The 15,376-nt window shown below is 67.8% G+C and carries 14 protein-coding genes and 1 riboswitch; of the genes, 6 read left to right on the top strand and 8 right to left on the bottom strand.

The genetic code is table 11. The annotated features are described in order from the left end of the window. Positions 1 to 37: 37 nt before the first annotated feature. On the bottom strand, positions 38 to 1,015 hold the full coding sequence (locus NDR87_RS19085; protein ID WP_251914505.1) for an SDR family NAD(P)-dependent oxidoreductase: 978 nt from the start codon (positions 1,013 to 1,015) through the stop codon (positions 38 to 40). A 161-nt stretch (positions 1,016 to 1,176) separates the two neighbouring features. Between NDR87_RS19085 and NDR87_RS19080 the strand changes: the two genes are divergently transcribed. Then, positions 1,177 to 4,491 carry an error-prone DNA polymerase gene (locus NDR87_RS19080; protein ID WP_251914506.1) on the top strand — a complete coding sequence of 1,105 codons (3,315 nt, stop codon included), beginning with the start codon at positions 1,177 to 1,179 and terminating at the stop codon, positions 4,489 to 4,491. Between the two features lie 77 nt (positions 4,492 to 4,568). On the opposite strand, the gene NDR87_RS37380 is transcribed toward NDR87_RS19080, so the two are convergent. After that, positions 4,569 to 5,552 carry a hypothetical protein gene (locus NDR87_RS37380; RefSeq protein ID WP_286013764.1) on the bottom strand — a complete coding sequence of 328 codons (984 nt, stop codon included), beginning with the start codon at positions 5,550 to 5,552 and terminating at the stop codon, positions 4,569 to 4,571. 212 nt (positions 5,553 to 5,764) lie between these two features. Here NDR87_RS37380 and NDR87_RS19070 point away from each other — a divergent pair, with 212 nt between their 5' ends. The 4 genes from NDR87_RS19070 (at position 5,765) to NDR87_RS19055 (ending at position 8,664) form a co-directional block, all read left to right on the top strand. Further along, positions 5,765 to 6,076, top strand: a complete 312-nt coding sequence (locus tag NDR87_RS19070) for a hypothetical protein (protein WP_251914507.1) — start codon at positions 5,765 to 5,767, stop codon at positions 6,074 to 6,076. Further along, the gene (locus NDR87_RS19065; protein ID WP_251914508.1) at positions 6,073 to 7,245 is read left to right on the top strand and encodes a glycoside hydrolase family 19 protein; all 1,173 of its coding nucleotides are present in this window, start codon (positions 6,073 to 6,075) and stop codon (positions 7,243 to 7,245) included. The genes NDR87_RS19070 and NDR87_RS19065 overlap by 4 nt, the downstream gene beginning before the upstream one ends. A 119-nt stretch (positions 7,246 to 7,364) precedes the next feature. Further along, positions 7,365 to 8,375: a hypothetical protein gene (locus tag NDR87_RS19060; protein ID WP_251914509.1), complete on the top strand. Its 1,011-nt coding sequence runs from the start codon at positions 7,365 to 7,367 to the stop codon at positions 8,373 to 8,375. Between the two features lie 58 nt (positions 8,376 to 8,433). Further along, on the top strand, positions 8,434 to 8,664 hold the full coding sequence (locus NDR87_RS19055) for a DUF167 domain-containing protein (protein ID WP_251914510.1): 231 nt from the start codon (positions 8,434 to 8,436) through the stop codon (positions 8,662 to 8,664). 7 nt (positions 8,665 to 8,671) lie between these two features. Here the strand turns inward: NDR87_RS19055 and NDR87_RS19050 are convergent, their stop codons facing one another. The 4 genes from NDR87_RS19050 to NDR87_RS19035 all read right to left on the bottom strand — a co-directional run bounded on the left by NDR87_RS19050 (position 8,672) and on the right by NDR87_RS19035 (position 12,303). Next, on the bottom strand, positions 8,672 to 9,928 hold the full coding sequence (locus NDR87_RS19050; protein WP_251914511.1) for a YhgE/Pip domain-containing protein: 1,257 nt from the start codon (positions 9,926 to 9,928) through the stop codon (positions 8,672 to 8,674). A gap of 54 nt (positions 9,929 to 9,982) precedes the next feature. Continuing rightward, complete coding sequence (locus NDR87_RS19045; protein ID WP_251914512.1) at positions 9,983 to 10,447, bottom strand: tRNA (cytidine(34)-2'-O)-methyltransferase; 465 nt, start codon at positions 10,445 to 10,447, stop codon at positions 9,983 to 9,985. 90 nt (positions 10,448 to 10,537) lie between these two features. Next, positions 10,538 to 11,560, bottom strand: coding sequence for an alpha/beta hydrolase family protein (locus NDR87_RS19040; RefSeq protein ID WP_251914513.1), 1,023 nt, complete (start codon positions 11,558 to 11,560; stop codon positions 10,538 to 10,540). A 578-nt stretch (positions 11,561 to 12,138) separates the two neighbouring features. Beyond that, positions 12,139 to 12,303, bottom strand: a complete 165-nt coding sequence (locus NDR87_RS19035; RefSeq protein ID WP_251914514.1) for a hypothetical protein — start codon at positions 12,301 to 12,303, stop codon at positions 12,139 to 12,141. Between the two features lie 603 nt (positions 12,304 to 12,906). Here NDR87_RS19035 and NDR87_RS19030 point away from each other — a divergent pair. Beyond that, entirely contained in the window at positions 12,907 to 13,152 is a 246-nt protein-coding gene (locus NDR87_RS19030) for a DUF3017 domain-containing protein (RefSeq protein WP_251914587.1), read from the top strand. Between the two features lie 3 nt (positions 13,153 to 13,155). Here the strand turns inward: NDR87_RS19030 and NDR87_RS19025 are convergent, their stop codons facing one another. After that, on the bottom strand, positions 13,156 to 14,262 hold the full coding sequence (locus NDR87_RS19025; RefSeq protein ID WP_286013774.1) for a homoserine O-acetyltransferase: 1,107 nt from the start codon (positions 14,260 to 14,262) through the stop codon (positions 13,156 to 13,158). 235 nt (positions 14,263 to 14,497) lie between these two features. After that, positions 14,498 to 14,608, bottom strand: a riboswitch (SAM riboswitch). A gap of 56 nt (positions 14,609 to 14,664) precedes the next feature. After that, the gene (locus NDR87_RS19020; protein WP_251914516.1) at positions 14,665 to 15,330 is read right to left on the bottom strand and encodes a TetR family transcriptional regulator; all 666 of its coding nucleotides are present in this window, start codon (positions 15,328 to 15,330) and stop codon (positions 14,665 to 14,667) included. Positions 15,331 to 15,376 lie beyond the last annotated feature (46 nt).

Here is a 15,376-nt window from a genome sequence, read left to right as displayed (position 1 = left end):
GTTTCTCGGACTTGTCGCCCTCGACGGGCCGCGCGGGCTACCAGTGCGTCCCCGGGACCAGCCGGGCGGCTCGGCGCAGGGCCGTGCGGGTGACGCGACCGGCCGTCGAGGGCTGGCGGCGCGGCTTGGGGGCGGGGGCGAGCACCTCCGGTTCGGGGAGTTCGTCGGGGGATACTTCGCCCTTGGCGGCCGGGGAGTCCGGCAGTGCCCGGTAGTAGCGGTGCAGGATCGAGTTCGTGAGGCGCGGGGCGAACATGTGGCCGTATTCGGCGAGCGTGCCGATCGGGACGTCGATCTGCTTCGGGCGCTCCGACAGCGCGCGGACGATGGTCGCCGCGGCCCACTCCGGCGATTCCGAGGGGCCCTGCTTCCCGCTGGGCGTGATCATCGGAGTGCGAACCAGGGGCATGTGGATGGTGGTGAAAGTGATGTTGTCGGCAAGCATTTCGGCCGCCGTCACCTCCGCGAACTTGTCCAGGGCGGCCTTGCTCGCGAGATAGGCCGCGAAGCGCGGGGTGGCGACCTGCACACCGGCGCTGGAGATATTGACGATGTGGCCGAATTTGCGCTCACGCATCTGGGGGAGCAGCGCCAGGGTCATTCGGACGGCGCCGAAGTAGTTGACCGCCATGGTCCGTTCGAAATCGTGCAGCCGGTCGACGGACCGGTGCACGGCCCGGCGAATGGAACGCCCGGCATTGTTGACCAGCATGTCGACGTGGTCGTGTTCGTCGAGAATGGTCTTGACGGTGTGCTCGACCGATTCGGAATCGGTGACGTCGCACTGGTAGGCGTAGGCCTGACCGCCGGTGGCCTCGATCTCGTCGACCACGGCGGCCAATTCCTCACTCCGGCGGGCGAGCAGAAACACGACCGCGCCCTTCTGGGCGACCGCGATCGCCGCGGCCCGGCCGATGCCGGAGGAGGCGCCGGTGATGAGGACGTGTTTGCCGGTGAGATCCCGGCGGGCACGCCGGCGAGCCAGGTAACCGCCGGATGCGGGGGTATCGGACATCACGATGCTCCCTTGCGAATCGATGTGCCCCGAACTTACTCCAAAGTAAGTTCTGGTGCCAACGCGATCGCGTCACAGTCCGGCAACCGAGGTTCTCGAACGAGGTTTTCGAATGTATGTTCGATGCATATAAGGAACCGATCGGTTTGCCGGAGGGATGCATGGGCTGGGACGATGGCCCGCCGACCTGGGCAGAGATGGAACGCGTGCTCTCCGGTCGCCCGGGGCGCCCCGACGAGCCGCCCGGCGACGGCGGCGACAGTCCGGCGTGGTCTCGTCGGCGCGGCGCCTATCGCGCCGGACCGCGCCCACCCGGCGAATCGTCGGTGCCCTACGCGGAACTGCACGCCCACTCCGCCTACAGCTTCCTCGACGGCGCCTGCCAGCCGGAGGATCTGGTCGAGGAGGCCGTGCGATTGGGCCTGCGGGCCCTGGCCCTCACCGATCACGACGGGTTCTACGGTGTGGTGCGTTTCGCCGAGGCCGCCCGGGAATGGGGCCTGCCGACGGTATTCGGCGCGGAGCTGTCGCTGGCGCCCGCCTCCCCTTCGTCGCCCCGGCCCATCCCCGGCCGGGACTCCGAGCCGCGCACCGGCGCACCGGATCCCGCCGGGACGCATCTACTCATCCTGGCGCGCGGCCAGGAGGGCTATCGCCGGTTGTCGCGGGAGATTTCGGCCGCGCACATGGCCGCGGGGGAGAAGGGCGTGCTGCGCTACGACCTGGATCGGCTCACCGCCGCCGCCGACGGGCACTGGCAGATCCTCACCGGCTGCCGCAAAGGCCCGGTGCGCCAGGCCCTCCGGGACGGCGACGCGGCGGCCGAGGCGGCGCTGCGCGAGCTGATGGAGCGCTTCGGTCCCGACCGGGTGACCGTGGAACTCACTCACCACGCCATCCCCGAGGACGACGAGCGCAATGCTCGGCTGCTCGCTCTGGCCGACCGCCTGCGCCTGCCGGTGATCGCCACGACCGCGGCGCATTTCGCCGCTCCCCGGCAGCGCCGCCGCGCCATGGCGCTGGCCGCCATCCGGGCGCGGCAGTCTCTGGACGAGATGGACGGCTGGCTCGCCCCGGCCGGCGGCGCGCATCTGCGCTCGGGGGCGGAGATGGCGCGGCTGTTCGCGGCCTGTCCGCAGGCGGTGACCAATGCCGCCGCCCTGGCTGGCGAATGCGCCTTCGACCTGAAGCTGATCGCCCCGGAACTGCCGCCGTTCGATATTCCCGACGGCCACGACGAGAATTCCTGGCTGCGCGAGCTCACTTATGCGGGCGCCGCCCGCCGCTACGGCTCTCCGGAACGAAATCCCAAGGCCTACCGGCAGATCGACCACGAACTGCGCATCATCGCCGATCTCGGCTTCCCCGGATATTTCCTGGTGGTGCACGACATCGTCACGTTCTGCCGGGACAACGACATCCTGTGCCAGGGCCGGGGTTCGGCGGCCAATTCCGCGGTCTGCTATGCCATCGGCATCACCAATGTCGATCCGGTGGCCAACGATCTGCTGTTCGAACGCTTCCTGGCCCCCGAGCGCGACGGCCCGCCCGATATCGATATCGATATCGAATCCGACCGCCGCGAGGAGGCGATCCAGCACGTCTACGCCAAATACGGCCGCGAATACGCCGCCCAGGTGGCCAATGTGATCACCTATCGCGGTAAGTCCGCGGTCCGCGATGCCGCTCGGGCGCTGGGATTTTCGCCGGGGCAGCAGGATGCGTGGAGTAAGCAGGTGAACCGCTGGACCGGGGTGGCGAGCGAGGTACATACCGATATCCCGCCGCGGGTGCTGGAACTGGCCGGTGAAATCGAGGGACTGCCGCGGCATCTGGGCATCCATTCCGGTGGCATGGTGATCTGCGACCGGCCCATCGCCGACGTCTGCCCCGTGGAATGGGCTCGCATGCCCGGCCGCAGCGTGCTGCAGTGGGACAAGGACGATTGCGCCGCGGCGGGTCTGGTGAAATTCGATCTGCTCGGCCTGGGCATGCTGTCGGCGCTGCACTACATGATCGATCTGGTGCGCGAACACACCGGCGAGACCATCGAATTGCATCGGCTGGATCTGCGGGAATCCGCCGTCTACGAGATGCTGTCGCGGGCGGATTCGGTGGGGGTGTTCCAGGTGGAGTCCCGCGCGCAGATGGCGACGCTGCCCCGGCTGCGGCCGCGCACTTTCTACGACCTGGTCGTGGAGGTGGCGCTGATCCGGCCGGGCCCTATTCAGGGTGGTTCGGTACACCCCTATATCCGGCGTCGCAACGGTGCGGAGGAGGTCACCTTCGAGCATGAGGCCCTGCGCAATTCGCTGGAACGGACGCTGGGCGTACCGCTGTTCCAGGAGCAATTGATGCAGATGGCCGTCGACGTCGCCGGTTTCAGCGCGGCCGAGGCGGATCAATTGCGCCGCGCGATGGGATCCAAGCGCTCCACCGAGAAGATGGACCGGCTGCGGGAGCGTTTCTATCAGGGCATGCGCGAATTACACGGTATCACCGGCGAATTGGCCGATCGCATCTACGAGAAGGTGTACGCCTTCGCGAATTTCGGCTTCCCGGAGAGCCATTCGCAGAGTTTCGCCTCCCTGGTCTTCTATTCGGCGTGGTTCAAGCTGCACCATCCGGCGGCGTTCTGCGCGGGGCTGCTCAACGCCCAGCCCATGGGGTTCTACTCACCGCAGTCGCTGGTGGCCGATGCCCGCAGGCACGGGGTGGTGGTGCACGGCCCGGATGTCAACCACAGCCTGGCCGCGGCGACCCTGCAACAGCGTGGCACCCAGGTGCGACTCGGTCTGGCCGCGATCCGGCACATCGGCGACGATCTGGCCGAGAAGATCGTCGCCGCACGGGCTTACGGGCCGTTCACCTCGTTTCTGGATCTGACCGGGCGGGTGGAGCTGACGGTTCCGCAGGCCGAATCGCTGGCCACCGCGGGAGCGCTCGCCAGCCTCGGCCTGACCCGGCGTCAGGCGCTGTGGGCGGCCGGTGCGGCGGCGGGGGAACGTGCGGATCGCCTGCCGGGCACCGGCGCCGCCACCGCGGCGCCGGCCCTGCCCGGAATGGGAGAGCTGGAACTGGCCGCCGCCGACGTCTGGGCGACCGGTGTCTCGCCGGGCAGCTATCCCACCGAATTCCTGCGCCCGCAATTGGATTCGCTCGGTGTGGTCCCCGCGGGGCGGCTCGGCTCGGTGGCGGACGGGGCCAAGGTGCTGGTGGGCGGCGCCGTCACGCACCGGCAGCGGCCCGCCACCGCGGCCGGTGTCACCTTCATCAATCTGGAGGACGAGACGGGCATGGTGAATGTCGTCTGTTCGGTCGGCCTGTGGCAGCGCTACCGGCGAGTCGCCCAGAGCGCACCCGCGCTGCTGATCCGCGGCCGCCTCCAGAACGCCGAGGGTGTGGTCAGCGTGGTCGCCGAACATCTGCAGCGCATGGATCTGCGGATCTCGTCGAAGTCGCGGGACTTCCGCTGACCTCCTCGGCGCGCCGCCCACCGCCGCGAGTGTCGGCGGTCCTGCCGCCGCAGCTCGCAGCGGACGTGCCGCCTCCCTCAGAAATCGCCGCCGCTGGAACCGCCGCCGCTGTCGGAACCGCTGCTACCGCTGTCGAATCCGCCGCTGTCACTCCCGCCGGAGCCGCCGCCGCTGTCACCCCCGCCGCCGAAGTCGCCATCCCCACCGCCGCCACCCCACTCCTGGGGCGGCTGATCGGGACCGGAATCCGGTGGCGGCTGGTCGGAGACCGGTGCGCGCTCTTCCTCGCGCCCCTCCATGCGGCCCAGTTCGTAGCCCAGCACACCGCCGCCGACGGCCCCCGCCGCCGCGCCGAGACCGCCCGCCACGCCGGGACTCATCCCGTGCCGTTGGCCATCTCCTGGGTCCTGGCCGGGGTCCCGGCCACCGGGGTCGTACCCGCCCGGGCCGTAGCCGCCGGACGGATTGCCGCGATCGGGGAAACCGGCCCCGCGCCCGCGGCGGCGGAATGCCACCACCGCCGCGATGACCATCGCGATGACGATCAGCGGGCACAGCACGCTCCACAGGTTGAAACCGTTGTCCTGCCGGGACGCGGCGGGTGGCGCCGGCGTCGGCCGGTGGGCCCGGCTGGCGGGCGCGGCCTGATCGGCGGCCCGCGCAAGCGATTCGAGCGCCCCAACCGTGGCGGTGGTGTAGTCGCCGTTGCCGAAGCCGCTCTTGAACGCCGCGATCGCCGGGGACGCGTCCCGGATGTGGGAGTTGGCCCCGGTGCGGATCGTCAGATGTCTGGACTTGGTGTTGATCGCGATGACCACATCGTTGGGCGCGTGCACGTGCGATTGCGCCTCCTGGTCGAAGGCCGCGTTGTTCTCGGCAAGTCTTTCGGTCGTGAAGATCTGCACCGGATCCGGCACCGTATCGGCCGCCGCGGTGACCCGCGGATCGTCCAGCACATTCGAATCGTCGCGAATGGTGACCGGTCCGGCCGCCGCCGGACCGGCGGATATCAGCAGCAGGGCCGCCGATATCCCGAGCAGCAACGCACCATGCCTGGCCATAGCGCTCTCCCCGGTCGTGCGGGGCTCCTGCCACCCCGCGCCATTCGCGAGCGTACCGGCCGAGTCGGGAACAGACTGAGAGGTTTGCTGACATCCGCGCGGGAAGAAATTTTCGCTAAAGGGTGCGGCTGTCCGATTCGGCCGGTGACAGCCCTCGCCACCGCCGGATACCGTGCTCGAGTCGCTTGGGGAACGATCGCTAGGGGGAATTCATGACGGACAAATGTGTGCTGGACCAGCAGGCCGTGTTGCGCTTCGGAGGCGTTGCGCGGCAGGTTTTTCGAGATCTCGACGCGGTCGCGGCGCGGTGGGTGTGGAGCATCGCCCGGATCGTGGAGACGATTCCGGGCAGCGCGACCGTGCCAGCCTGGTGCGAGGCCGCGTGCATGCTCGCCAATCTGACGCAGCGCGGCGCCGATGGTTACGGCCGCCTGGCCGATCGAGCGGAGCGCGTCGTCGCCGCCTTCGACCGGTCCGATGGGGCCGCGGCCGAGCGGCTCGACCGATTGGCGGTGCGGATATGACGCCCTCGCGGTCGGTGCTCACCGGCTGGCACGCCTCGGTGGGTGCCGAACGTCTGCGTGCCGAGTTCGACCGCAACCTCGAGCAGATGGAGGCGCTGTCGGCCACCGTGCGCGGCGAATGCCGCCGACTCGACGGCGACGGCTGGCAGGGCGCGGCCTTCGACGCCGTCCTGGGCCATGTCGAGGCGGTCTTCGGATTCAACAGCCTGCTGTGTGAGCGGGCCGGGCTGCTGCGCGACATCGGTGTGCGGGCCCTGTCGGATCTGCATGCCACCACGGTGGCGCTGCTGGACTGTGTCGCCGATGCGGAGACCGACGGATGCGTCGTCGCCGACGACTGGACGGTGACCGGCGACAATCCGGACCACGCCGCCGAATGGGGCGAGGTCATCGCGGAGGCGGCCGCGGCCGTCACCCGCGCCGACGAGCGCGGCCAGCGCGCCGTGCGCGGAGTGCTCGGCGAAATGGCCCATCTCGCGGCGCTTTTCGTGCCCATGGAGTCGCTGCACGAAGCGGCCCTCGGAATGGAATCGGAACATCGCCACCCACCCGAATCGGCCGAGGGGACGGCAGTCGAAGCCTCCTTCCCACCGAGAACATCGGCGGTGGCGACGCAGGCTGCCGAGGCGGGTATCACTGCCGAGCAGCTGATGGCCGTCATGCCCAACCTTCCGGTGGCGCAGGCTCGGGAGTACCTGCCCGCGCTCAACGCGGCTCTCCAGGAGGGCGATATCTCCACCCCGCTGCGCCAGGCCGCATTCCTGGCCCAGCTCGCGCACGAGAGCGGTGAGCTGCGGTACTTCGAGGAGCTGGGCGATGCGGAGTATTTCCGGCGCTACGACCCCGATGGCGTTGCCCCCGCCGCGGGCAATACCGAGCCCGGTGACGGCCCGCGCTATCACGGTCGCGGCCCCATCCAGTTGACCGGTCGCGCCAACTATCGCGCCGCGGGCGCCGCTCTCGGCCTCGATCTCGAGGGCGATCCCGACCTGGCCGCCCGGCCGGAGATCGGCTTCCGAATAGCCCAGTGGTACTGGAGATCTCGCGATATCAATGCCCTCGTCGATGCGGGCGACTTCGCCGCGGTTACCCGGGCGGTCAATGGCGGCCACCACGGCCTGGCCGAGCGCGAGGCCTACTATCGCCGGGCTCTGGAGGTGCTGCGATGATCGGCGCCGTTCTGCCTCGGTGGAGCATCCTGGCATGGATCGCCCTGCTCGGTTTGGCACTCGCATCCGGTTGTGCCGGTGCCCCTTCCGATTCGTCGGCGGCGAAATCGGCTGGGGGAGTGCGTGGTGATGCCCTCGCTGCCGCGGGCACGCAGCCATTCGTCTACCGCTCCCGCGGCGAACTCGTGCTGGCCACGCCGGAGCGGACCATTGCCCGGCATTCGGGGATATTCACCGAAGTCGGCTTCACGCGGGACAATTCTCGGGTGTTCGCCCGCGACGACGCGGGCGGGCTGGTTTCGCTGGATCCGGTCACCGGCACGATATCGCCGGTGCGAGTCGACTGCCGGTGCGATCGGATCTTTCCGCTGTACGGCACGACCGTCGGATGGTGGCAGCCGGACGGATTCGTCCGAATGGACCTGGCCGAGCCGAAACCGGTTGCGGCGCGGGCGGTGGAACTGCCGCCGCCGCGAGATCCCATCGCGCCCGGCAACGTCCTGTCCGCCCCGCGACTGCTCGCCGCCGACGCGAACGCGCTGATCCTCGACCGGATCGAGGCGCCGCCCGGTGCGTCCTGGGGGTTGAACCACCTGTCCCATGTCGACACGACCACCGGAGCGGTGCGGGAGCTGGGCCGCGTCGACGGCATCAACACCGCACTCTCGTCGGGGTCTTTCCGAGCCGACGGCCGAGAGGTGCTGTTCGCCGGATTCGCCCGGGACGGAATCACCTGCGGTATTGGGCATCTGGTCCTGGTGACGCTGCCGGACGGGCGGATCGATCCGTTCGCGCTGCCCACATTGTCCAGTTGCTCCGCGGTCACGGATCTGCGCTGGGCGGGTGCCGCCGCCACCGCGACCGGACTCCTGTGGGAGCCGGCCGTACCCGATCGGCTGACCGGCACGGCGGTCTGGACTCGGTGCGGCACGCAATGGGACCGGCGTGGCGATGCGGGCACCGTTCGCTACGCCGCGCTCACCCCGCACGCCACGGTCCGGATCCAGCGCTCCGGCGCCGACCGGGTTCGGGCGATCCATTCCGGCGACCTGGTCCTCGCGGTCACCACCGAGATGCGGATCCTGGCCCATGACGTCGTCGACGTCCGGCTGCCCTGGACACTGTCGTGAACCGCGCGGTCGGGCGATCCACTACGCTGCGGTCGCCCACTCGAGACAGGAGCAGCGCGTGCCGATCGTGGTCCGGGCGACCATCAAACCCAACAGCGGTAAGGGGCCGCTGGTCGAGACGCTCGAGGATGGCGCCCTACGGCTGTACGTGCGCGCTCCCGCCGTGGAGGGTAAGGCCAACAAGGCCGCGATCGAGCTGTTGGCCCAGCATTTCGGGGTCGCCAAATCCCGGGTCCGGCTCACCGCCGGTGCGACGTCACGGTTCAAACGCTTCGAGATCGACGACTGACGCGCCGTCACTGCTTCGCCGTGGGCAGGGTCAGCCGCGCCCGCAGCCGGTCGTACCCGAGCGTGGTCAGCACCCCGATCACGATCGCGGAGGTCACGCCGATCGTGCACATCACCAACGCGCGGGTCAGGCCCGCCGCGAGGCGGGCATCGAAATAGAGGATCGACCGAATTCCGAGATACACCTGGTGCATCGGCTCGAACTCGGCCAGGGCCCGGTACAGCATGGGCGTCGCCTCGATCGGCATGATGCCGCCGGAGGATGGCAGCCCGAGGGCCATGAAGACCAGCATGTTGATCGGCATACCCAGGTTGTTCAGCACCGGCAGGCGCAGGGCGGACGCCACCGTAGCGACCACGGCCAGCACGGCCAGCGCGGTCATGCCCACCGCGAGCGAGGCGGCGGCGCTGAAGAAGTACAGCGCGAGCCGATGTTCGATCGGCATACCCAGTGCGGCCGCGATGAACTGGTAGGCGCCCGCCATCACCAGCGCGACCACCGCGACGAGCGCCCATTTGAACAGCAGCGCGTGCCAGGGCGAGACGGAGGGATCGTCCTTGGTGACGGAGTCGACGCCGACATTGATCAGCTGGGCGCCCGTGAAGCCCGCGAAGACGACCAGCAGGGTGTAGTAGAAGGCGGAGATGCCGTTCGCCGTGCCCTCGGGCAGCGGTGCGAATTGGGTGACCTCGATCCGCACGGGGTCGGTGAGCGTCACCAATGCCGCGTCCGACAGCGGCACACCGCTTGCGCGCGCCCGCTCGGTCGTCGCGGTACCGAGTCGACGGCTGAGGTCGTCGAGCACCGGCGTGAGCAGCTGGGTGGTCAGCGTGGTGGCGGTCGTGCCCGCGCGCGGGTTGGTCCGCACCTCGAGATTCGGCGGTGTGCCCGTTCCGGGGCCCGGATCGGCCAGGGCGCTCAGCCGGGCACCGAAGTCCTCGGGCACGATGATCGCTCCGTAGATCTCGCCCAGCGACATCAGCCGATCCGCCTCGTCGGCGGTGACGAGTTGCCACCGGACCCGATCGGGCGGCAGCGCGGCCCGCACGCGATCGATGACCTCGGCGCCGGACGCGCCGCGATCGGAGTCGACCAGCGCCAGCGGAAAGCCGTGCAGATTGCGCTGCGGATGCAGGATGCTGCCCAGATAGGACAGCGCCAGCAAGGCCAGCAATCCCATCGCGACGACCAGCGGGACCGCCCACAATTTGTGGTCCCAGCCGGAACGAGCGTCGTCACCGTCCTCGTCGGTCGTCGGCGTCACAGCGCGACGCTAACAGCACATCCGCCGCAACCAATGCCCGACATGCGGCGGCGTTCACACCGCCCCGGGGAACCCCAACTGCCGCCACGCCTCGTACACCGCCACCGCCGCGGCGTTGGACAGATTCATCGACCGCCGACCCGGCAGCATCGGAATCCGCAGCTGATCGGTGACGTGTGGATCGGCGAGCACCTCCTCGGGCAGCCCGGTCGGCTCCGGACCGAACAGCAGCGCATCGCCTTTGCGGTAGGTGATGTCGGTGTTCCAGGTGCTGGCCCGCGCGGTGAAGGCGAAAACCCGCTCCGGCCGGATGGCTTCCCAAGCGGCGGAAAGATTCTCGTGCACGCGCACCGAGGCCAGATCGTGGTAATCCAGCCCCGCTCGCCGCAACTTCGGCTCCGACAGGTCGAAACCCAGCGGCTCCACCAGATGCAGCTCACACCCGGTTCCCGCCGCCAACCGGATGGCATTGCCGGTATTGGGGGGAATTCGGGGCTCGAAGAAGACGACATGCAGCACGGGCCCCAGTATCTCCTGCCGGTCCCGCTCGGGAAAACGAACGACCGGCCCTGCGGCAGGGCCGGTCGCGTCGGCTTCGATTCGATCCGCCTATTCCTCCGACAATCCGATGCCGCGGGCGATGACCGGCCACGACGCCTTGAACTCGTCCTCCCAGTAGCCCCACGAGTGGGTGCCGGAGGTGTAGTGGAAGGTGGCGGGGATGCCGAGTTCCTCGAGCTTCTTCTGCATGTTGTGGGTGCAGTAGTTGGTGGCGCTCTCGATGGTCCCACCGATGGTGAGCTGGTTCAGCAGGCCGAACACCCCGAGCTGATCGCCCTTACCGTCGATTTGGGTCTTCACGCCGTCGAGCTGCGATTTCCGCCCGTCCAGGGTGTCGTATTCACCCGGTCGGCCATTGCCCGAGGAGAAGTACAGCTCGAGTCCGCGCAATCCCTCGGCATGCAGATACGGATCGTTCGCCGCCCATTCGGGCGAACCCATCGGTCCCCACATGTTGTAGGGGTTTCCGCCACCCATTCCAACGGCGGTCTTCACAAAGTAGGCACCCGTCGGATCGCTGGTTTGGGCGCAGCCGCTGTAGGAGGCCGCGGCCTTGTACAGCCCGGGCTTGGCGATGGGCAGGGCCAGAACGGATGTACCGGAGGTGGATATCCCCGCGATGGCATTGACCTCATTGGTGCCGAGTGCCGCATTCAGCAGTGGCGGCAACTCTTCGGTCAGATATGTCCGCCACTTGTTGCGACCGAGTACCGGATCGTCGTTGACCCAGTCGGTGTAGTAGCTGGCTTTTCCGCCGATCGGCATGATGAGGTTGACGTTCTTGTCCGACAGGAATGGCCGGACATCGGTTTGCGCCTGCCAGGACGCGAGGCTCTCGCCCGCGTCCAGACCGCTCAGGAGATACAGGCTCGGCCGCGGCGCAGAGGTGTCCGCGGGCCGTTGGATCTCCACCGGGAAGGTCTTGTCCATTGCCGCGGAGTAGATCTGCAAGCGAATGTTGCGATCGTCGATCTGCTCGACACCGGCGATCTTCGAACCGTCTTCCGACGCGATACTGGTCATCCACTCCAGTTGTTCGGTCGGATCGGCGGTCGCATGCGAGGCGCCCATGGATGTCAGAACACCGACGAGCAACCCGGTTACCAGACTGTTGCTGACAAACCGAGCCCGGCGGGTTTGGAGAGGTCCTGTGCTGGCGGTCGGGGTCATGGCCACAAGCTTTCAACATCGAGTTTGGCTCGCTGCGCAACGACACGCCCAAAGGCTGATGGGCGTCGTTTCGCGCGTTGTACGTTTTCAACAATTCGCATATCTGCGGCAATGGGAAAGGCGAGTGTCGGATGGAACAGAATTAAACGATTTGTGATCGAGTCGATACACACACTTCCGAACTGTCGACCCGCCATTTATCGCATGCTATTTGCGCATAACAAAAATGGGCCCCGGCTTTCGCCGGGGCCGGAAAATAGCAAGCAGTTCGAGCGCACTCGCCTCGCTTGCGTCGAGATTGCGGCAGCTGCCGACTCCTGTCAGAGATCTTGCCGCCGCCTCGACACGCGGGCAGGGGGTCAGTGCGCCGAGAGGCGGCCTGGAACTTGGCATTCGGTCAGCCGACGATCGGTTCGCCGTGTCGCGCGGGGGTACGACGGTTGTGCCGCCGCACCCCGCGCGGCGCGATCGAGCGCTGGTTACAGCATGGAGCCGGTGAACAGCGCCAAGACGGTGTTGAGCGCAACCGAACCCAGGTAGGTCGACGGCACCGTGACCGAACCCACGATCGGGACGACGGTCGAGAAGATCGCCGAGGGAATGATGTTGAACAGATCGCATAGAGCCGAACCGATAAGCGGCATGACACGTCCTTTCGAATTCGGGTGAGGATCTTGTCGTTGGCGAATCTACAGCAGCCGGTAGTGATCTAGTCAACAGTTGGCAAACGTTTGAGATAACCGTTTGGTATCGGCGAGATGGTCCCTGAACTTGTGAGTATTAAGCCGGTTCGAAACCTATTTATTCTGATTGCAAAACAGGGCCCCGACCTGGCGATCATCGCAGAATTGTCCTGTCTGCCTGCGGATGCAATCATCCCTATCCACGGAACTCGACGTTCGATAGACCTCGATATTGCGGGGTCAATGACTGACTGTTACCGACGCTCTCCCGAACCCGTTGAAGCAGCCAGCAATTCATGAGCAAACAAAGTTTGCTATCCCTTGTAGCGAAGTGCGGCTGAGAAACTCGGCATCCCTATAGCAAACTCCATTGCCGGTCAACGACTTTCGGATTCACCGCAACGCCCAGCAGCGGAAGCCCGACCCCCACGGCACGTCCCGGCGGCGAGCCCTCGCCCATGCACGAGCACGTGCGGATGCGAGAATCGTTGCGTGACCGAAGCTCCTGTCGCTCATCCGCATCAGCCCGGCCCGTCCGGCAGGTTCCTCTGGGCCAACCTGCCGATGCTGCTGGTGGCAGCGGTGCTGGCCGTCGCGGTGGTGTTCATGATCCAGGACCGCTGGCGGCGCGGGGCCTTCTTCATCGGCGGCGCGACGCTGCTCGCCGCGGCATTGCGGCTGTGCCTGCCGACGATTCGGGTCGGCCTGCTGGCCGTGCGCAGCAAGCCGTTCGACGTCGGCGCCTATACGGTCCTCGGCGGCAGCATCATCGCCCTGGCCGTGACCATCAGCGATCTCGGCGTGGCCTGACGCTCAGCCCCGTGCCTTACGGGCGAGGTCCATCGTCTCGGACAGCAGGGTGCCCACCGCCTCGGTCTCGGTGAGGAATCCGTCGTGGCCGTCGCGCGAGCAGACCACCTCCAGTTCCTTGCAGCCGGGCAGCAGATCGGCCAATTCCTGTTGCGTCCGAAGCGGGTAGAGGCGGTCGGAATCGACACCGCCCACGATGCACGGCACCGGCGTGCTGGCCAAGGCGACCTCGACCCCACCTCGTCCGCGGCCGATGTCGTGGCGGTTCATCGCCTCGGTCAGCAGCACATAGGTGGCCGGATCGAAGCGCTGCACCAGCTTCTGTGCCTGGTACTCCAGATAGCTCTGCACCGCGTAGCGGCCGCCGTCGCGTGGATCCTCGCCGTCCTGGGCGCGGTTCTCGAAGCGGTGGTCGAGCTCGAATTCGGTGCGGTAGGTCAGATGCGCGATGCGACGGGCGAGCCCCATGCCGGTGGTCGGCACCCGGCCGGTGCCGTGATAGTCGCCGCCCTGCCAGTCCGGATCGGCCTTGATGGCGGCGATCTGGGTGGTCTGGGTGCCGATCTGATCGGCGGTGGCACGCGGTCCGACGGCCAGCACCAGCGCGGCGCCGACCCGCAGCGGATGGCCGACCATCCACTCGAGCACTCGCATACCGCCCATCGAGCCGCCGACCACGGCCGCCAGCCGGTCGATGCCGAGCAGATCGAACAGGGCGACCTCGGCGGCCACCTGATCGCGGATGGAGATCTCGGGAAAGCGCGAACCCCACGGCCTTCCGTCGGGGGCGAGCGAGGACGGGCCGGTGCTGCCCTTGCAACCGCCCAGCACGTTGGTGGCGATCACGCACCACTCGTTGGTGTCCAGCGCGGCGCCCGGGCCCACGATGCCGTCCCACCAGCCGGGCAGCGGATGCAACTCGTCGGGCGGGCCGACCACGTGTGAATCACCGGTCAGGGCGTGTTCGACCAGTACGACGTTGTCCAATTTCGGCGACAGCTCGCCCCATCGCTGCACCGCGAGCTCGACGTCCGGAATCGTCGCGCCGTTCTCGAGGCGCAGCTCACCGATGCCGATCCGCTCGAGGTGTCCGTCGGGCGGGGGCAGCAGGGTAGCCGCGGGATGCGCGGTGCTCGACTCGATACTCACGGTCACCGGGCCGCCGCCGTTCGAAGGGAACGCACGGATTCGATGGTAGCGACAGGGTTGTCACCCTCGGTTTGCATGGTTCGGGGCGCGGTCGAGTTACTCATGGGCCTGCTCCATTGGGGTCGCCGAATTGGCTCGCTGGTCTTATCGGGCTTCGACAGGCGAACAGCAACAACACATCTCGTTGGCCTCCTGATCGTCGCGCTTGCTCTCGACCCTCGAGAGCCCGGTCATCACCCGGAGCACCCCACCGCAACTGGAGGGTTGCCGGCCAGCGAGCCGGGGCTTGGCGCTGGCGCTCATGACCTGAGTTGGATGGTAACCGATGGGCCATCAGGGACGCGAACAGCGTCCCCGGGCGCGCTAGCGCTGGTCCGCTCGCTGTTCGGCGCACAGCGGGAGCGCGCACCGCCGGACGAACTCCTCGTAGGCGCTGCGAACCGCGCGGATGCTGGCCCGCGCGGAGTCGGCCGGGTCGCCGTCGGGCACCCATTCACCGCATTCCATTCCGGTACGCATGATGGCCAGCCAGGTCGCCATGATGAGCCGGACGGGCAGGGCGTCGGGGTCCGTGCCGATGCGCTCGGCGACCGCCGCCTGGAGCGCGACGGACTTGGTGTCGGAGATGTCCATACTGCGAGCGCGGACCGCGGGGCTGGTGCGCATGATCCGCTGCATCCGCTGGAACCACTCGAAGGGCACGGGACCGCCGTCGATGCCGTTCTCGGTCACGGTCAGGTAGGTGTCGAGCAGAGCTCTCAACTCATTGCCCGTCACCGGTTGCCGGAGCAGTTCGGCGGCGATGAGTTTGCCCCAATCCTCGATGGGAGCGAGGACGATGTCCTCCTTCAGCTCGAAGTACCGGTTGACCGTGCGCGGCGACACGTCCGCGGCATCGGCGATCTGTTCGACGGTGGTCGCGTCGAAGCCCTGGGCGTCGCAGAGCCGCAGGCCCACCTCGATGATCCGGCGTCGAGTCTGCTGCTTCTTGCGTTCCCGCAGGCCGGGCTGGGCTGGTGACTCGAGCATGCGTCCATCGTATCGCCGAGAGCACTCATCATGACGAAGGACGCCA

Origin of the sequence: Nocardia sp. CDC159 (assembly GCF_023740735.1) — a bacterium.
Taxonomy (GTDB): Bacteria; Actinomycetota; Actinomycetes; order Mycobacteriales; family Mycobacteriaceae; genus Nocardia; species Nocardia pulmonis.
The sequence above is the reverse complement of the archived record's forward strand: the minus strand, read 5'-3'. Positions and strand labels throughout refer to the sequence as shown.